Source organism: Streptomyces lanatus (assembly GCF_014655715.1).
Classification (GTDB): domain Bacteria; phylum Actinomycetota; class Actinomycetes; order Streptomycetales; family Streptomycetaceae; genus Streptomyces; species Streptomyces lanatus.
In genome coordinates this window covers 98,255-114,725 of the sequence record NZ_BNBM01000022.1, presented here as the reverse complement: position 1 = coordinate 114,725, position 16,471 = coordinate 98,255, and the positions used below count along the sequence as shown (strand labels likewise).

Annotated in this window: 11 protein-coding genes; 9 read left to right on the top strand and 2 right to left on the bottom strand. The window is 68.7% G+C overall.

Translation table 11 applies throughout. The features are described 5' to 3' along the window. Positions 1-467 precede the first annotated feature (467 nt). From IE325_RS39965 to IE325_RS39950, 4 genes are all read left to right on the top strand, one after another. A complete protein-coding gene (locus IE325_RS39965) occupies positions 468-2,306 on the top strand; it encodes a diaminobutyrate--2-oxoglutarate transaminase family protein (RefSeq protein WP_229912378.1) in 1,839 nt (612 codons plus the stop codon). Between the two features lie 250 nt (positions 2,307-2,556). Next, on the top strand, positions 2,557-4,668 hold the full coding sequence (locus IE325_RS39960) for an IucA/IucC family protein (protein ID WP_373315319.1): 2,112 nt from the start codon (positions 2,557-2,559) through the stop codon (positions 4,666-4,668). Positions 4,669-4,707: 39 nt separating this feature from the next. Continuing rightward, entirely contained in the window at positions 4,708-5,601 is an 894-nt protein-coding gene (locus IE325_RS39955) for a GNAT family N-acetyltransferase (RefSeq protein ID WP_190075094.1), read from the top strand. 389 nt (positions 5,602-5,990) lie between these two features. Continuing rightward, complete coding sequence (locus IE325_RS39950) at positions 5,991-7,976, top strand: ATP-dependent DNA helicase (RefSeq protein WP_190075093.1); 1,986 nt, start codon at positions 5,991-5,993, stop codon at positions 7,974-7,976. A gap of 181 nt (positions 7,977-8,157) precedes the next feature. Here IE325_RS39950 and lexA read toward each other — a convergent pair whose 3' ends face one another. Beyond that, positions 8,158-8,937 (bottom strand): transcriptional repressor LexA, encoded by a 780-nt coding sequence (gene lexA / locus IE325_RS39945; RefSeq protein WP_190075092.1) that lies wholly within the window; start codon positions 8,935-8,937, stop codon positions 8,158-8,160. Positions 8,938-9,499: 562 nt separating this feature from the next. On the opposite strand from lexA, the gene nrdR reads away from it, so the two are divergent. Next, positions 9,500-10,066: a transcriptional regulator NrdR gene (gene nrdR / locus IE325_RS39940; RefSeq protein WP_190075091.1), complete on the top strand. Its 567-nt coding sequence runs from the start codon at positions 9,500-9,502 to the stop codon at positions 10,064-10,066. A gap of 164 nt (positions 10,067-10,230) precedes the next feature. Further along, a complete protein-coding gene (locus tag IE325_RS39935; RefSeq protein WP_190075090.1) occupies positions 10,231-13,125 on the top strand; it encodes a vitamin B12-dependent ribonucleotide reductase in 2,895 nt (964 codons plus the stop codon). Between the two features lie 145 nt (positions 13,126-13,270). Here IE325_RS39935 and IE325_RS39930 read toward each other — a convergent pair whose 3' ends face one another. Further along, positions 13,271-13,804: a TerD family protein gene (locus IE325_RS39930; protein ID WP_190075089.1), complete on the bottom strand. Its 534-nt coding sequence runs from the start codon at positions 13,802-13,804 to the stop codon at positions 13,271-13,273. 156 nt (positions 13,805-13,960) lie between these two features. Between IE325_RS39930 and IE325_RS39925 the strand changes: the two genes are divergently transcribed. From IE325_RS39925 to IE325_RS39915, 3 genes are all read left to right on the top strand, one after another. Next, complete coding sequence (locus tag IE325_RS39925; protein WP_190075088.1) at positions 13,961-14,566, top strand: YdbC family protein; 606 nt, start codon at positions 13,961-13,963, stop codon at positions 14,564-14,566. 119 nt (positions 14,567-14,685) lie between these two features. After that, positions 14,686-15,345, top strand: a complete 660-nt coding sequence (locus IE325_RS39920) for a histidine phosphatase family protein (RefSeq protein WP_190075087.1) — start codon at positions 14,686-14,688, stop codon at positions 15,343-15,345. A gap of 12 nt (positions 15,346-15,357) precedes the next feature. Next, entirely contained in the window at positions 15,358-16,263 is a 906-nt protein-coding gene (locus IE325_RS39915; protein WP_190075086.1) for an ADP-ribosylglycohydrolase family protein, read from the top strand. Positions 16,264-16,471 lie beyond the last annotated feature (208 nt).

Here is a 16,471-nt window from a genome sequence, read left to right as displayed (position 1 = left end):
TGCCGACCGTCGGGGCGGCCTCACCGAGGCGCAGGGACGTGGCCGTAGTGCCGTGTACGTGGGCCTGCCCTCCTCGGGCGTCCAGGTATTGGCTGCCGCCAGGTGCGACGAAGGCGACAGCTCGCGTCCGGGGTGAGGGCCGGGCGCCGAACAGGTCCTGCGAACGGCCCTCGCAGCGGCGCCGTCCCGTGGCGTACCGGCCTCCACGACACCGTGTTCCTCGGCCACATCCGCACCTCGGGTCGTGGCCGCGCCCGCGACGGTTTTGTCTCGGCAAGGATCTTGAAGCAACCCGTAACCGGGCGAACGGTCCACGGTTGGTAGCCGTGGGGGTCCGCCACCCGTGTGCGGTCCCCCGTGCCCAGTTCCCCGGAGTTTCGAGTGGACGCTCGCGGGGCTTCGTATGTCGGGTCGGGCGAGGATGCGAGAGACCTGCTCGCCCCTGGACAGCGGGAGGACAGGGAGCCATGGCCGTGACCGAATCTGTGCGCGGGGGTATGTCCGAGTCGGCGGGGGTGGGTGCCGTACACGAGGGCATCCTTCGCCGTCAGTCGGCGCGCGAGTCGGCGGCGCGCACCTACGCACGTGCCCTGCCGATCGTGCCGGTGCGAGCACGAGGGCTGACCATCGAGGGTGCGGACGGCAGCCGCTATCTGGACTGCCTCTCCGGTGCAGGAACGTTGGCGCTCGGACACAACCATCCCGTGGTCCTGGAGGCCATCCGCGGGGTCCTCGACTCCGGTGCCCCCCTGCATGTCCTCGACCTGGCGACACCCGTCAAGGACGACTTCATCACCGAGCTGTTCCGCACCCTGCCGCCCGGTCTCGCCGACAACGCCCGGGTGCAGTTCTGCGGACCGGCCGGCACCGACGCGGTGGAAGCCGCCTTCAAGCTCGTCCGAGCCGCGACCGGCCGCACCGGAATCCTCGCCTTCAGCGGCGCCTACCACGGCATGACCGCCGGAGCGCTCGAAGCCTCCGGGGGCGCCTTCGACGTACGGGTCGCGCGCCTCCCCTACCCGCAGGACTACCGCTGCCCCTTCGGCATCGGCGGCGAACGCGGCGCCGAACTCGCAGCCCGCTGGACCGAGTCCGTCCTCGACGACCCCAAGTCGGGCGTCCGGCGCCCGGCCGGGATGATTCTCGAACCCGTCCAGGGCGAGGGCGGAGTGATCCCCGCGCCGGACGGGTGGCTGCGGCGTATGCGGCAGATCACGGCCGACCGCTCCATCCCCTTGATCGCCGACGAGGTCCAGACAGGAGTCGGGCGTACCGGATCCTTCTGGGCCGTGGAGCACAGTGGCGTCACACCCGATGTCATGGTCCTCTCCAAGGCCATCGGGGGCAGCCTGCCTCTTGCCGTCATCGTCTACCGCGACGACCTCGACGCCTGGCAACCCGGAGCCCACGCAGGCACCTTCCGCGGCAACCAACTCGCCATGGCCGCCGGCACGGCCACGCTCGCCTACGTCCGAGAGAACCGCCTCGCCGAGCGCGCGGCCGAACTGGGCTCGCGGATGCTCCACCAACTTCAGGGACTCGCGGGGGAGTACGCCTGCATCGGGGATGTGCGGGGGAGGGGGTTGATGATCGGGGTCGAGGTGGTGGAGCCGGAGGCCGAACCTGAGCGGGATGAGAAGCAGTCGGCGGTCTGGGCGCCCGAGGAGGGGTTCGATGGGCTCACCGCTTCGGGCCGGCACGGAGGAGCTGCTGACCAGTCGGCGCCGGGGGCCTCGCTGGAACCGGGTTGGCCTGGAGCCGGAGTCGGAGCGCCCGGGGCACTCGATCCGACCCGGAGCGCTGGGAGTCCGCCGATGGGCCTCGCCCGCGCCGGCGGAGGGGCGGGGACGGCAGCGGCGGTGCAGAGGGACCCGGCACGCTCCCCTCGCCCAGCCGCACCCGAACTCGCGGCAGCCATCCAGCGCGAGTGCCTGCGACGTGGCCTGATCGTCGAACTCGGCGGCCGTCACTCCAGTGTCGTACGCCTCCTTCCGCCCCTGACCATCAGCGACGAGCAGGCGTCCGCGGTGCTCGATCGACTTGCCGACGCGGTGGACGCGGTGTCCCGCGGCAAGACCGGGCCCGACCGGAGCCACGGCCGGCTGCACCTTCCGCACCCGGGGCAGGCCCGGCACAGCGACCGCGCGGATCGTGCCGAGCATGGCGGGCACGGTGAGCACGGCGATCTCGACGGGAGCGCTGATCTCGACGACAGCGCTGACCGCGCCGATCGCGATGAGAGCGCTGATCGCGCAGACCACGACGAGAGTGCCGACCGCGCCGATCGTGCCGAGCGGGCGCGATAGCCCGGCAGTCGACGCAGGCGCGCCGGCGTGCACGCAGACCCCGTCCTTCGGATCGTCACCCGTCAGCCGACGCCTCCCCGAGCAACCGCTCACCCCCAACCGAACCATCAAGCCCCCTCGACACCTCGCCTCCAACTGACACACCCCCTCCAAGCGCACCTTCGGAACGCGGCCCACTCCAACCCATCCCCCTCACCGCGATACGGCCGCCGTCGCCGCACGAGCCAGAACCACGCCAAGAGGACCAGCCTTGAACAGCACCCCCACCACGGACGGCCGCCCCGACATTCATCCGCACCTCCTGCAGCGCGACTCCTCCGTCGCACGCCTCCCCCAGGAGGAGCCGCCGACGACCGCACAGGTACCGGTCCGCACACCGACCCAGGCCGGAGCCCCGGCCCTTGAGCGCCTGCACGGCCTCACCTCCGACCTGCTGGAACACCCGGACCCGCACACCGCAGCCCACGCCGCAGCCGTGGAGAACCTGCTCCGCTGCTGGGTACGCGAGACAGGCGTCACGTCACTCCGCAACGGGATCCTCCGTATTCCGCTGCCCGCCACTGGCACGACCCTGCTGGTCCCGGTCCACTACTGGTCACCCACGGGCTGGCACCGCTTCGGCCTCCCGCGCCTGGCCGCCGCCCCGGACGAGCCCCCGCCCATCGACGCCGTCACCCTCGCCGCACTACTCACACGAGAGGCGACCTCGCGCTCGGCGCCTCCCGGTGGCGACGCCACCTCCGCCCTCACGCCCACCGCCATCCTCACCTCCGATGCCGCTCCTGCTCCTTCCGCCTCGGCGCATGATGGCGAGTCCAGGACTTCCGCTGGATCCGAGACCTCCTCCGCGCCAAAGCCCACATCCGTCACCAGTCCCGTCATGTCGGCCGCCACCGAGCTCGTCGCCCGCGTCGCCGACTCCGCCCAGCGAACCGCCACGTTCATCAGGGAGCGGCGAGAGAAGGCGGCCGACGGCCCCGACCTCTTCCTCACAGCCGAGCAGGCACTCCTCCTCGGACACCCGCTCCACCCCACACCGAAGAGTCGCGAGGGTCTCTCCGAGGCCGAAGCATGGCTGTACTCACCCGAGTTGCGCGGCTGCTTCCCTCTGCACTGGCTGGCTGTCGCTCCCTCCCTTCTCGCCACCGACTCGGCATGGACCGAACGCGGCCGTGTCATCCCCGCGCCCCAGCTCACGGCCCGACTCGCCGGCCCCGACCTCCCGCTGCCCGGCAGCTACGCAGCCTTGCCCCTACACCCTTGGCAGCTACGTGAGATCCGGCACCGTCCAGAAGTCGCATCTCTCCTCGACGCCGGACTGCTGGTCGACCTCAGTGCCCACGGCGCCCCATGGCATCCCACCTCCTCCGTACGTACCGTCCACAGGTCCCAGGCCCCTGCCATGCTCAAGCTGTCGTTGGGCCTGCGCATCACCAACTCCCGTCGTGAGAACCTCCGCAAAGAGCTGCATCGCGGAGTGGAGGTCCACCGACTCCTGCGCAGTGGTCTCTCGACGCATTGGCAGGCCGCGCACCCGGCATTCGACATCGTTCGCGACCCTGCCTGGCTCGCCGTCGATGGGCTCGACGGTGACCCTGTGCCCGGTCTCGACGTGATGATCCGGCACAACCCCTTCCGGCCCACCGACGACGTGTCGTGTGTGGCCGGCCTCGTCTCACCTCTCCCGCACGTCCCGCAATCCGGCACGTCTACGGCCCGCCCCCGCTCGGACCGGGAGCCCTTGCGGTCCCGCCTGGCCGAGCTGGTCACCCATCTCGCAGCCCGCACGGGACGATCACGAGGGGCCGTTGCCGCCGAGTGGTTCCTGCGCTACCTCGAACACGTCGTTCGCCCAGTGCTGTGGCTGGATGCCGAGGCCGGAGTCGCCCTGGAGGCGCACCAGCAGAACACGCTGCTTCTGCTGGACAGCGACGGCTGGCCCGCAGGCGGCCGGTACCGGGACAACCAGGGCTACTACTTCCGCGAGTCCCGGCGCGCAGAACTCGACACGCGGCTCCACGGCATCGGCGAGCGCAGCGACACCTTCGTCTCGGACGAGGTCACCGACGAGCGCTTCGCGTATTACCTCGCGATCAACAACGTGCTTGGTCTCATCGGTGCCTTCGGCTCCCAGCATCTCGCCGACGAACAACTGCTGCTCGCCGCCTTCCGCCGCTTCCTCGGCGAAGTGGCCTCCGGTCCCGCCCGGCTACGCACATCACTGCCTGCCCATCTGCTCGACTCACCGGTCCTGCGCTGCAAGGCCAACCTCCTGACCCGGCTGCACGGCCTCGACGAACTCGTCGGCCCCGTCGACACCCAGTCCGTCTACGTCACCATCGCCAACCCCCTTCATTCCTGAGGAACATGACTCACCCCGCCTCCTGAGAGGAGCGTCCCCGTGCCTCCCACCGACGCGACTGCCAACGCAGGTTTCGCCCCGGGCACCGAGATCGGCATCAAGACGAGCCCGAGTGCTCGCGAGGACCGCGGCCACGCTGCGCGGCACCCGGCAGCCGACGCGGGCGCAGACATCGAGGACACGCTGGACCTGCGCCTGCCCGACGAATTCCGCGCCTTCTTCGCGAACGACATCGGCACGGAGCCTTCCGGCACGGCGTCGTCCGGTGCGGAGCATGCCGGTGCCGAGGACACCGGCATCGGCGCGGAGCGAAGCCTGAACACCGGCATCGGCGTGCCTGCCTCCGCCGTCCCGAAGGACACCGATCTGCTCGGCGAAGTCGCCGACTGGGGACCGGTCAGCACGTCGGCCGGCGTGCTGCACCTTGTCCCCGTGCGGATCGAAAGAGACCTTTCGATCATCAGCCGTTGGATGAACGACCCCGCCGTCACTGCTTTCTGGGGCCTCGCCGGATCCCAGAACGCGACCGAGGAGCACCTGCACTCCCAGCTCCACGGGGATGGACGCAGCGTCCCCTGTATGGGCCTGCTGGAGGGCACGCCGATGAGTTACTGGGAGATCTACCGGGCCGACCTCGACCCGCTGGCTCGCCACTACCCGGCTCGGCCCCATGACATTGGAGTCCATCTCCTTATCGGGGGCCTCGGTGACCGTGGGCGAGGACTCGGTGGAACCCTGCTCCGAGCCGTCGCCGACCTCGCCCTCGACAACCGGCCCGCCTGCGCTCGTATCGTCGCCGAACCCGACATTCGCAACACCCCCTCCGTGGCTGCTTTCCTGACCGCAGGCTTCCGCTTCTCCGTCGAGATCGAGCTGCCCGTAAAGCGGGCGGCCCTCATGATCAAAGACAGGAGCCTGCGACACCTGCTGTGACGCCGCGTCGCGGCATCATCACTTTTGGTACACCGCTCGCGCCGATCCGGTTCCCACCTCCGGCGAACCGAATTCCGGTCGAGTCGATCTCTGCCGCGATCGAGGGATCGCGCGGTTCGTATCGTGCAAGTGAGGGGCAATGGCGCCTCCGCCCCACCTCACCCCCGACCCCACGCCTAGACCCATCCATGGACCACCGCCGGCCCACATCGGTCACAATCGGCCCTCCCCTCGACCTCACGTCGCCTTGTCCCTGATCTCAACCGAACGGATCCCATGTCCACCCGAAGCGCCCCGATCCCCACGTGAAGAGCTCCCAGTCCTGATCCGGCCCCCGTCCCCACCGGCGTGGCCCGATTGTCAGTGCCGGGCCGTAGGGTGGTCGCGCTATGACAAAGCCCTCACTCCCCGAACTCCTGCATGCTGCCGTCACTGCCGTTGGCGGCACGGAGCGCCCCGGCCAGGTGACGATGGCCGAATCCGTCGCCGAAGCGATCGACGGCAGCTCTCATCTGCTGGTCCAGGCCGGCACCGGCACCGGTAAGTCACTGGGCTACCTCGTGCCCGCGCTCGCGCATGGGGAGCGCGTCGTCGTGGCGACGGCCACCCTGGCCCTTCAGCGCCAGCTGGTGGAGCGGGACCTGCCGCGCACCGTGGATGCGCTGCATCCGCTGCTGCGCCGTCGCCCCGAGTTCGCGATGCTCAAGGGCAGGTCGAACTACCTGTGTCTGCACCGGTTGCACGAGGGCGTCCCGCAGGACGAGGAGGAGGGACTGTTCGACCAGTTCGAGGCCGCCGCACCCACCAGCAAGCTGGGGCAGGACCTGCTACGGATGCGTGACTGGGCGGACGAGACGGAGACGGGCGACCGTGATGATCTGGCGCCCGGTGTGTCCGACCGCGCCTGGGCGCAAGTGTCGGTGTCGTCGCGGGAGTGCCTCGGCGCCTCGAAGTGCGCCTACGGCGCGGAGTGCTTCGCGGAGATGGCCCGTGAGCGGGCCAAGCTCGCGGAGGTCGTCGTCACCAATCACGCCCTGCTCGCGATCGACGCCATCGAGGGCGCCCCGGTCCTACCGCAGCATGAGGTCCTGATCGTCGACGAGGCGCACGAGCTGGTCTCGCGGGTCACCGGAGTCGCCACCGGCGAACTCACTCCCGGTCAGGTCAACCGTGCCGTGCGCCGCGCCGCGAAGCTCGTCAATGAGAAGGCCGCCGACCAGCTCCAGACCGCCGCCGAGGGCTTTGAGCGGCTGATGGAGCTGGCGCTGCCGGGTCGCCTGGAGGAGATCCCGGAGGATCTCGCCTACGCGCTCATGGCGCTGCGCGACGCCTGCCGTACTGTCATCTCCGCGATCGGCGCGACGCGCGACAAGTCCGTGCAGGACGAGGACGCGGTACGCAAGCAGGCGCTGGCATCGGTCGAGACCGTGCACGACGTGGCGGAGCGGATCACCAACGGTTCGGAGTGGGACGTCGTCTGGTACGAGCGTCACGACCGTTTCGGTGCGTCTCTGCGGGTGGCCCCGATGTCGGTGTCGGGCCTGCTGAGGGAGAAGCTCTTCGCGGACCGCTCCGTCGTCCTGACCTCCGCGACCCTGAAGCTGGGCGGCGACTTCAACGGCGTCGGCGCATCCATGGGACTCGCGCCGGAGGGGACGGAGGGCGACGACATCCCGCAGTGGAAGGGACTGGATGTCGGCTCGCCCTTCGAGTACCCCAAGCAAGGCATCCTCTACGTCGCCAAGCATCTGTCGCGCCCCGCGCGGGACGGCGATCGCGCGGACATGCTCGACGAGCTGACGGAACTGATCCAGGCGGCCGGCGGCCGCACGCTCGGCCTGTTCTCCTCGATGCGAGCCGCCCAGCTGGCCGCCGAGGAGCTCCGCTCCCGCATCCCCGAGTACCCGATCCTCCTCCAGGGCGAGGAGACGCTCGGCGAGCTGATCAAGAACTTCGCGGCCGACCCGAAGACCTGCCTGTTCGGCACGCTGTCGCTCTGGCAGGGCGTCGATGTCCCCGGCCCCAGCTGTCAGCTGGTCGTCATGGACAAGATCCCGTTCCCACGCCCGGACGACCCTCTGATGAGCGCCCGCCAGAAGGCCGTGGAGGAAGCCGGCGGCAACGGTTTCATGGCGGTCGCCGCCACCCACGCCGCGCTGCTCATGGCCCAGGGTGCTGGACGCCTCGTACGGGCATCGGGGGACCGGGGCGTCGTGGCCGTACTGGATCAGCGGCTGGCCACGGCCCGCTACGGGAGCTATCTGAAGGCGTCACTGCCCGACTTCTGGTACACGACGGACCGTAACCAGGTCCGGAGGTCGCTGGCCGCGATCGATGCCTCGGCGCAGCAGACGGAGGCCGCTCAGCCCGAGTGATCGTGGTTAGCCTGTCGCGGACCCGCGACAGGCTAACCACTGATCCAAACTGATCCAAAATCCGCCTGCCGCCGGGTTCCCGCACTTCGCGGACCGGAACAGCACAGGGCCCCGGAACCGGCGCAGGGGTCCCGGGGCCCGGTCAGGGGGCGATGTCTTCAGACGTCGCCCGCCGCAGCCGTCACACGCGCCGCAGCACTGCCACCACCTTGCCCAGGATGGTCGCGTCGTCACCCGGGATCGGCTCATATGCCGCGTTGTGCGGAAGGAGCCAGACGTGGCCGTCCTCGCGCTTGAAGCGCTTCACGGTGGCCTCGCCGTCGAGCATCGCGGCCACGATGTCGCCGTTCTCGGCGACCGGCTGGCGCCGGACCGTGACCCAGTCGCCGTCGCAGATCGCGGCCTCGATCATCGAGTCACCGACGACCTTCAGCACGAACAGCTCGCCGTCACCGACCAGCTGCCGGGGGAGGGGGAAGACGTCCTCGACGGACTCCTCGGCGAGAATGGGGCCACCGGCGGCGATACGGCCGACCAGCGGGACGTACGACGCGGCGGGCTTGCCGGCGGTGTCCGTGGGCTGCACGGAGGCGGCCTGGTCGGAGCCGCGCACCTCGTACGCGCGCGGACGGTGCGGGTCGCGGCGGAGGAAGCCCTTGCGCTCCAGTGCCATCAGCTGGTGTGCGACCGAGGATGTGCTGGACAGGCCGACGGCCTGGCCGATCTCCCGCATCGACGGCGGATAGCCACGCCGCTGCACGGAATCCCTGATGACCTCGATCACTCGGCGCTGCCGGTCGGTGAGTCCCGAGCTGTCCGCCCGGATGCCGGGAGGTCGCCCCGGTAGGGAGCGCTTGTGTCCCTCGGGACTCATGGATTCGTTCATCGCATGCACCGGCTCGAGTCGGCCCTGGGAGCGGTCCTGGGCAGTGATGGTGGCACTGTCTGCGGTGGTGGTCACGTCGGCCCCTCTCGATGGTCTCCCTGCTGCACAACGGTAGTTGCTTTCGAAAGGTTGCGCCAAACACACGTTCGAGTGAAAAATCGCGAATCGGCTTACGTGATCGCGTGTCGGGGTGTATGGCTGACGACCTGACCGGCGGGCAAAAGGGCCCATTGTTGTACTCTTCACCGCCGGGGTACGACCTCGTGGGTTGTTGCCCCAGTCTGCCATCCGGGATCAGTTCAACCGGGAATCGACCCCCATCTGTGCGGGAGTCCCACGTCCCCTCCGTGCGGCGCTCACGGTATCTCCCTATGTGTCGCAGCGATACGGCTGTGCGGCCATGAGTGTGGAGCGCCGGTGCGACGGCGTGGCGCGTGCCGATGCTCGTGCGACACGCGCGTACGGCTTGGATGTATGAGCCAATCCCCACATCTAGTGGTTGGATTGCAGCAGCAGCCCAGAAGTTGTGGTCCCCCCGGTCTTCAGACCCTCGGAGATCGCCTATGCTTGGGGCTGCTTCGCGGGGCCCATGAGGCCTGGCGAGGCTATTGAGTCTGCTGTGAGGAGGGTTGGAGTTATGCACTGTCCCTTCTGCAGGCACCCCGACAGTCGTGTCGTCGACAGCCGTACGACCGACGACGGCACATCGATCCGCAGGCGCCGCCAGTGTCCTGACTGCTCCCGTCGTTTCACGACGGTGGAGACATGCTCGCTGATGGTGATCAAGCGGTCCGGAGTCACCGAGCCGTTCAGCCGTACCAAGGTCATCAATGGCGTGCGCAAGGCATGCCAGGGACGACCTGTCACCGAGGACGCGCTCGCCCAGCTCGGCCAACGGGTCGAGGAGGCGGTGCGGGCCACCGGAAGCGCCGAGCTGACCACCCACGACGTGGGGCTGGCCATACTCGGCCCGTTGCAAGAGCTCGACCTCGTCGCCTTTCTGCGATTCGCCTCCGTCTACCGGGCCTTCGACTCGCTCGAGGACTTCGAGGCCGCGATCGCGGAACTGAGGGAGGCGACGGGGCGGGCCGCGGACGACGACGACCGCGAAGCCGTTGTGGACGCAGTCACGGGGGGCCAGGAAGACGAGCGCGGGTCCGGAGGGACTGCACAGGTCCCCGTACCCGCCAACGCCGCCGAATAGGGCGAGCCGGATCCAGGCGTCAGACCCCGGATCCGGCCGAGAGGGCGGCGACACAAGACCTGCTGCGGGCGGCGACCAGAGGGTGCCCGCAGCAATAGACAGAACACGTGCCACAGGGAACATCGGGGCACTTCAGGGCGTTTTAGCCCGTACAGGGAGGCGGCATGACAGAGACGGCGAGCGGTCCGGCACGGAGTTCCCGCGCCAAGGGCACCAAGGCGACCAAGGGACTGCGTATCGAGCGCATCCACACCACCCCCGGCGTGCACCCGTACGACGAGGTGGCCTGGGAGCGCCGTGACGTCGTCATGACCAACTGGCGCGACGGCTCTGTGAACTTCGAACAGCGCGGCGTCGAGTTCCCCGACTTCTGGTCGGTGAACGCGGTCAACATCGTCACCAGCAAGTACTTCCGCGGTGCCGTCGGCACCCCGCAGCGCGAGGTAAGCCTCAAGCAGCTCATCGACCGCATTGTGAAGACGTATCGGAAGGCCGGCGAGGACTACAAGTACTTCGCTTCGCCCGCCGACGCCGAGATCTTCGAGCACGAGCTGGCGTACGCCCTCCTGCACCAGATCTTCAGCTTCAACAGCCCTGTGTGGTTCAACGTAGGCACGCCCCAGCCGCAGCAGGTCTCGGCCTGCTTCATCCTGGCCGTCGACGACTCCATGGAGTCGATCCTCGACTGGTACAAGGAAGAGGGCATGATCTTCAAGGGCGGCTCCGGCGCCGGCCTGAACCTCTCCCGCATCCGCTCCTCCAAGGAGCTTCTCTCCTCCGGCGGCAACGCCTCCGGTCCGGTCTCCTTCATGCGTGGTGCCGACGCCTCCGCAGGAACGATCAAGTCGGGTGGCGCCACGCGTCGCGCCGCCAAGATGGTCATCCTCGACGTCGACCACCCCGACATCGAGGACTTCATCGAGACCAAGGTGAAGGAAGAGGAGAAGATCCGCGCCCTGCGCGACGCGGGCTTCGACATGGACCTGGGCGGCGACGACATCACGTCCGTCCAGTACCAGAACGCCAACAACTCGGTCCGTGTGAACGACACGTTCATGAAGGCGGTCGAGTCGGGCGGCAAGTTCGGCCTGACCTCCCGTATGACCGGCGAGGTCATCGAAGAGGTCGACGCCAAGGCCCTGTTCCGCAAGATGGCCGAGGCCGCCTGGGCCTGCGCCGACCCCGGCATCCAGTACGACGACACCATCAATCACTGGCACACGTGCCCGGAGTCCGGCCGTATCAACGGCTCGAACCCGTGCAGCGAGTACATGCACCTGGACAACACGTCCTGCAACCTCGCCTCGCTGAACCTGATGAAGTTCCTCAAGGACGACGGCAAGGGCAACCAGTCCTTCGACGTCGAGCGCTTCGCGAAGGTCGTCGAGCTCGTCATCACCGCGATGGACATCTCCATCTGCTTCGCGGACTTCCCGACGCAGAAGATCGGTGAGAACACGCGCGCGTTCCGCCAGCTCGGCATCGGCTACGCCAACCTCGGCGCCCTGCTGATGGCGACCGGCCACGCGTACGACTCGGACGGCGGCCGTGCCCTGGCCGGTGCCATCACCTCCCTGATGACCGGCACGTCGTACCGCCGTTCCGCCGAACTCGCCGCGGTCGTCGGCCCGTACGACGGCTACGCCCGCAACGCGACGCCGCACCTGCGCGTCATGAAGCAGCACGCCGACGCAAACGGCAAGGCCGTCCGCATGGACGACCTCGACACGCCGATCTGGGCCGCCGCCACGGAGGCCTGGCAGGACGTGCAGCGCCTTGGTGAGAAGAACGGTTTCCGTAACTCCCAGGCGTCCGTCATCGCCCCGACCGGCACCATCGGTCTGGCGATGTCCTGCGACACCACCGGTCTTGAGCCCGACCTCGCGCTGGTCAAGTTCAAGAAGCTGGTCGGCGGCGGCTCGATGCAGATCGTCAACGGCACCGTCCCGCAGGCCCTGCGCCGCCTGGGCTACCAGGAGGAGCAGATCGAGGCGATCGTCGCCCACATCGCCGACCACGGCAATGTCGTCGACGCCCCGGGCCTCAAGCACGAGCACTACGAGGTGTTCGACTGCGCCATGGGCGAGCGCTCCATCTCCGCGATGGGCCACGTCCGCATGATGGCCGCGATCCAGCCGTGGATCTCCGGCGCCCTGTCCAAGACGGTCAACATGCCGGAGTCGGCGACCGTCGAGGAGGTCGAGGAGATCTACTTCGAGGCCTGGAAGATGGGCGTCAAGGCGCTCGCCATCTACCGCGACAACTGCAAGGTCGGCCAGCCTCTCTCCGCGAAGACCAAGGAGAAGGAGAAGACCGAGATCACGGAGAAGGCCGAGGCCACCATCCGTGAGACGGTCGAGAAGGTCGTCGAGTACCGCCCGGTCCGCAAGCGCCTCCCGAAGGGCCGTCCCGGCATCACCACGTCCTTCACCGTCGGCGGCGCCGAGGGCTACATGACCGCCAACTCCTACCCGGACGACGGTCTCGGCGAGGTCTTCCTGAAGATGTCCAAGCAGGGCTCGACGCTCGCGGGCATGATGGACGCCTTCTCGATCGCGGTCTCCGTCGGCCTCCAGTACGGCGTGCCGCTGGAGACGTACGTCTCGAAGTTCACGAACATGCGCTTCGAGCCGGCCGGCATGACGGACGACCCGGATGTGCGGATGGCGCAGTCGATCGTCGACTACATCTTCCGCCGCCTGGCGCTGGACTTCCTGCCGTTCGAGACGCGCTCCGCGCTCGGCATCCACTCCGCCGAGGAGCGTCAGCGTCACCTCGAGACGGGCTCCTACGAGCCCAACGAGGACGAGGTCGACGTCGAGGGCCTGGCCCAGTCGGCGCCGCGCGCCCAGGAGCTGAAGGCCGTCGCCACGCCGAAGGCCGAGGCCAGCGCGCCGAAGCCCGCACCGCAGCAGGCGCACACCAGCGCCGAGCTCGTGGAGATGCAACTGGGCATCCAGGCCGACGCCCCGCTCTGCTTCTCCTGCGGCACGAAGATGCAGCGGGCCGGCTCCTGCTACATCTGCGAGGGCTGCGGCTCGACCAGTGGCTGCAGCTGATCCTGCCGGGCGGCCCTGATGGGCTCTGACGGCAGATAGCTCAAAGGAGGGGTGTCGACGACATGTCGGCGCCCCTCCTCGTTGTACGGCCCGCGCGGGGGCGAGTTACGTCCACGCGCGTGTGCGAGCCACTCTCAGGGCTGGCTCAGGGCTGGCGAGCCCTGCCCATGACCGCGGTGAACGTCGCCGGGTCGTCCTCGAAACCGTGGATGCCCGAGTGGAAACCCCACGTGTTCGATCCCTCGCGTACGAACTCCGCGACCGTGGCCGCAGTCGCCCCGAGCACGCCGCCGAAGTCGTCCTCGGCCATGACGGTGTAGCCCTCGCGGATGCGCAGGGCGGGCTTGATGACGCTGACGAAGGTGCGCTCCGCCGGGTGCTGCTGGATCACGACGCCGACCATCACGCGCGCGTACCGGCTGTCGAGCCGGTCGAGCTCCACGGTCAGCACCTCGTCCCAGCCGAAGCCCTTGCCGTCCTTGCTGTCCCGGTTGAGGTAGATGGTGCCGTCAGGAGAACGGCTGTCGAAGTGCACCACGTAGGCGGGATCGCCGTAGGGATCGCTCGCCAGATAGGTCGCGGCGACTATGTCGAGATCGGTGGGCGGTTGTCCGGCCGGACTCGGGTCCCACTTGAGTGAGATCTCGACCTTCCGGATCCCCTTGTTGATGGCGTTCACCAGGCTTCCCCTTCCCCGTAACGCGTATGCCCTCAGTCCGAACTGCCCCGTGGACAAGGCCGGTTGTCCATCCTGCCACGCGCGTGGGATCGCGCGCCGGTGAGCTCTGCGGCCGAGCGTGACCGACGCCACGCCGAGTGGCCTTACCATGGCGCGGTGCTGGTCAAGTGGATTCGCTGCACCGTGGTGGACCGCCGCGGTTTCGAGCGGGGGCAGCGAAAATGGGCGGGGCTTCTGGGGGAGCCGGGATTTCGGGGGCAGGGGGGTGGCTGGAGCCGGGGGCGGCAGGGGGTGGCGCATGTCTTCTCGTTCTGGGAGAGCCGCTCCTTCTACGACTCCTTCATGGCCCGCTCTCACGACAGACTGGCGGTGGCCCAGTCGGGCACCTTCAAGGACGCGCAGGTCAAGCTCTTCGACTACCGCTTCGATGTGAAGACCGGCTTCGAGCCGCGTTTCACCGACGCGGACCTCGTCCGGGTGGCCCACTGCCGTATCCATGAAGACCGGGCCGAGCACTTCACGCTCATGCAGGAGAAGGTCTGGAATCCTGCCATGGCCGGATCTCCCGGTATGGTCCGCGGGCTGTTCGGTGAGGCACCGGGGCATGAGTTCCTGGTGCTGTCGATGTGGCAGTCGGCCGCGGAACACGGCAAGTACCGCACCGAGCGCGTGGAGCGGCTGGCGCTGAGGGCCCAGACGGAGGCGGATGTCGCGGCCCTTACGGGTGACATCGTGGAGCTCGAAGCCACCTGGACGGTTTGAAATCCGGACCCGCTACGCGTGTGCCTCAATGTGACTCGTGATGCAGTAAATGTGTGACCTACGCCGTATGGAGCCCGTACGAGTGCTCGATCTGCCGTCGGTCGATCTAGGGTTTTGGCATGGCACGACCACGGCGCATCGTCCTTGTCCGACACGGGGAGTCAACGGGCAATGTTGATGACACCGTTTACGAGCGTGAGCCCGACCACGCGCTGGCCCTGACCGAGCGGGGCTGGCGGCAGGCGGAGGAGACCGGTAAACGTCTGCGGGAGGTGTTCGGCCGCGAGCGCGTCAGCGTGTACGTCTCGCCTTATCGCCGCACGCACGAGACGCTGCGGGCCTTCCACCTGGACCCCGAGCTCATACGGGTACGTGAGGAGCCCCGCCTGCGGGAGCAGGACTGGGGGAACTGGCAGGACCGCGACGACGTACGCCTCCAGAAGTCCTACCGGGATGCCTACGGCCACTTCTTCTACCGCTTCGCCCAGGGCGAGTCCGGCGCCGACGTGTACGACCGGGTCGGCAACTTCCTGGAGAGCCTTTACCGCAGCTTCGAGGCGCCCGATCACCCGTCGAACGTGCTGCTCGTGACCCATGGACTGGCCATGCGGCTGTTCTGCATGCGCTGGTTCCACTGGACGGTCGCGGAATTCGAGTCGCTGTCGAACCCGGGGAACGCCGAGATGCGGATGCTCGTTCTCGGGGACGACGGCAAGTACACGATTGACCGGCCGTTCGAACGCTGGCGTGACCCGGAACCGTACGGGATCACCGGATAGAGTGGCAGGGCGATGACCGCTGACTCCTCTCCCGAAGGGCGCCTGGACCGCGCCCTCGCCAGCCTGCGCGGACTCGCGGTGGGGGACGCGCTCGGCTCGCAGTTCTTCGTGCCGGTGAACTACCCGCTGCTCAAGCGACGCGAGCTCCCGCCCGGCCCCTGGCAGTGGACGGACGACACCGAGATGGCGTGCTCCGTGGTCGCCGTCCTGGCCGCCCACCATCGCATCGACCAGGACGCCCTGGCCCGCTCCTTCGCCGAGCACCACGACTTCGACCGGGGCTACGGCCCCGCGGTCAACCGACTGCTGCGCCTGGTCCGCGAGGGCGGTGACTGGCGCGAACTGTCGGCCGCGCTCTTCAACGGCCAGGGCTCCTGGGGCAACGGCGCCGCGATGCGCATCGCACCCCTCGGGGCCTGGTACGCGGACGACCCCGAGCAGGCCACCCACCAGGCAGAGATCTCCGCCTACCCCACACATCAGCACCGCGAGGCCGTCGTCGGAGCCATGGCCGTCGCCGCGGCCGCCGCGTTGGCGTCCGCCCCCGGTGGTCCGCCCAGCCCTGAAGCGCTTCTCGACGGCGTCATCGCCCTCGTGCCGAAGAGCGCGGTCGGAGCAGGACTACGGCGTGCCCGGGACATGCTCGACTATGCCGACGCCAGCACCGTCGCGGCCGTCCTGGGCTGCGGACGGCGTACGACGGCTCATGACACCGTGCCCTTCGCCCTGTGGTCGGCGGCGCGCGCTCTCGGTGACTACGAGCAGGCCTTCTGGACGACCGCGCAGGTCGGCGGTGACGTGGACACCACGTGCGCCATCGTGGGCGGGGTCATCGGCTCCGGGAAGGCCGGAGCGATGCCGGTGGAGTGGGCGGAGCGGACCGAGGCACTTCCGGAGTGGGCGCCGACGTCGGTGTGACACCGACAGGGGGTGCAACAGGGTTCCGCGTCCCGCCGAAGCCAGCCCGCGATAACTTTCCGTGCATCTCGGGAACTCTGCGTGACCGCCTGTCCGTTGTCGTGGCGGTTGGTGTGAGGCTGCTGGGGCCGCACACGCAGATGACACACGAGGGGTGCAGGGGGTGGGGATATGTGGTTCACATCGGCGCTGGGCGTGCTGCTGCTGG

Excerpts from the sequence above, each read along its gene's own strand:
- IE325_RS39965 (WP_229912378.1), top strand. The coding sequence starts at position 468 with ATGGCCGTGACCGAATCTGTGCGCGGGGGTATGTCCGAGTCGGCGGGG.
- IE325_RS39950 (WP_190075093.1), top strand. The coding sequence starts at position 5,991 with ATGACAAAGCCCTCACTCCCCGAACTCCTGCATGCTGCCGTCACTGCC.
- nrdR (WP_190075091.1), top strand. The coding sequence starts at position 9,500 with ATGCACTGTCCCTTCTGCAGGCACCCCGACAGTCGTGTCGTCGACAGC.
- IE325_RS39935 (WP_190075090.1), top strand. The coding sequence starts at position 10,231 with ATGACAGAGACGGCGAGCGGTCCGGCACGGAGTTCCCGCGCCAAGGGC.
- IE325_RS39920 (WP_190075087.1), top strand. The coding sequence starts at position 14,686 with ATGGCACGACCACGGCGCATCGTCCTTGTCCGACACGGGGAGTCAACG.
- IE325_RS39915 (WP_190075086.1), top strand. The coding sequence starts at position 15,358 with ATGACCGCTGACTCCTCTCCCGAAGGGCGCCTGGACCGCGCCCTCGCC.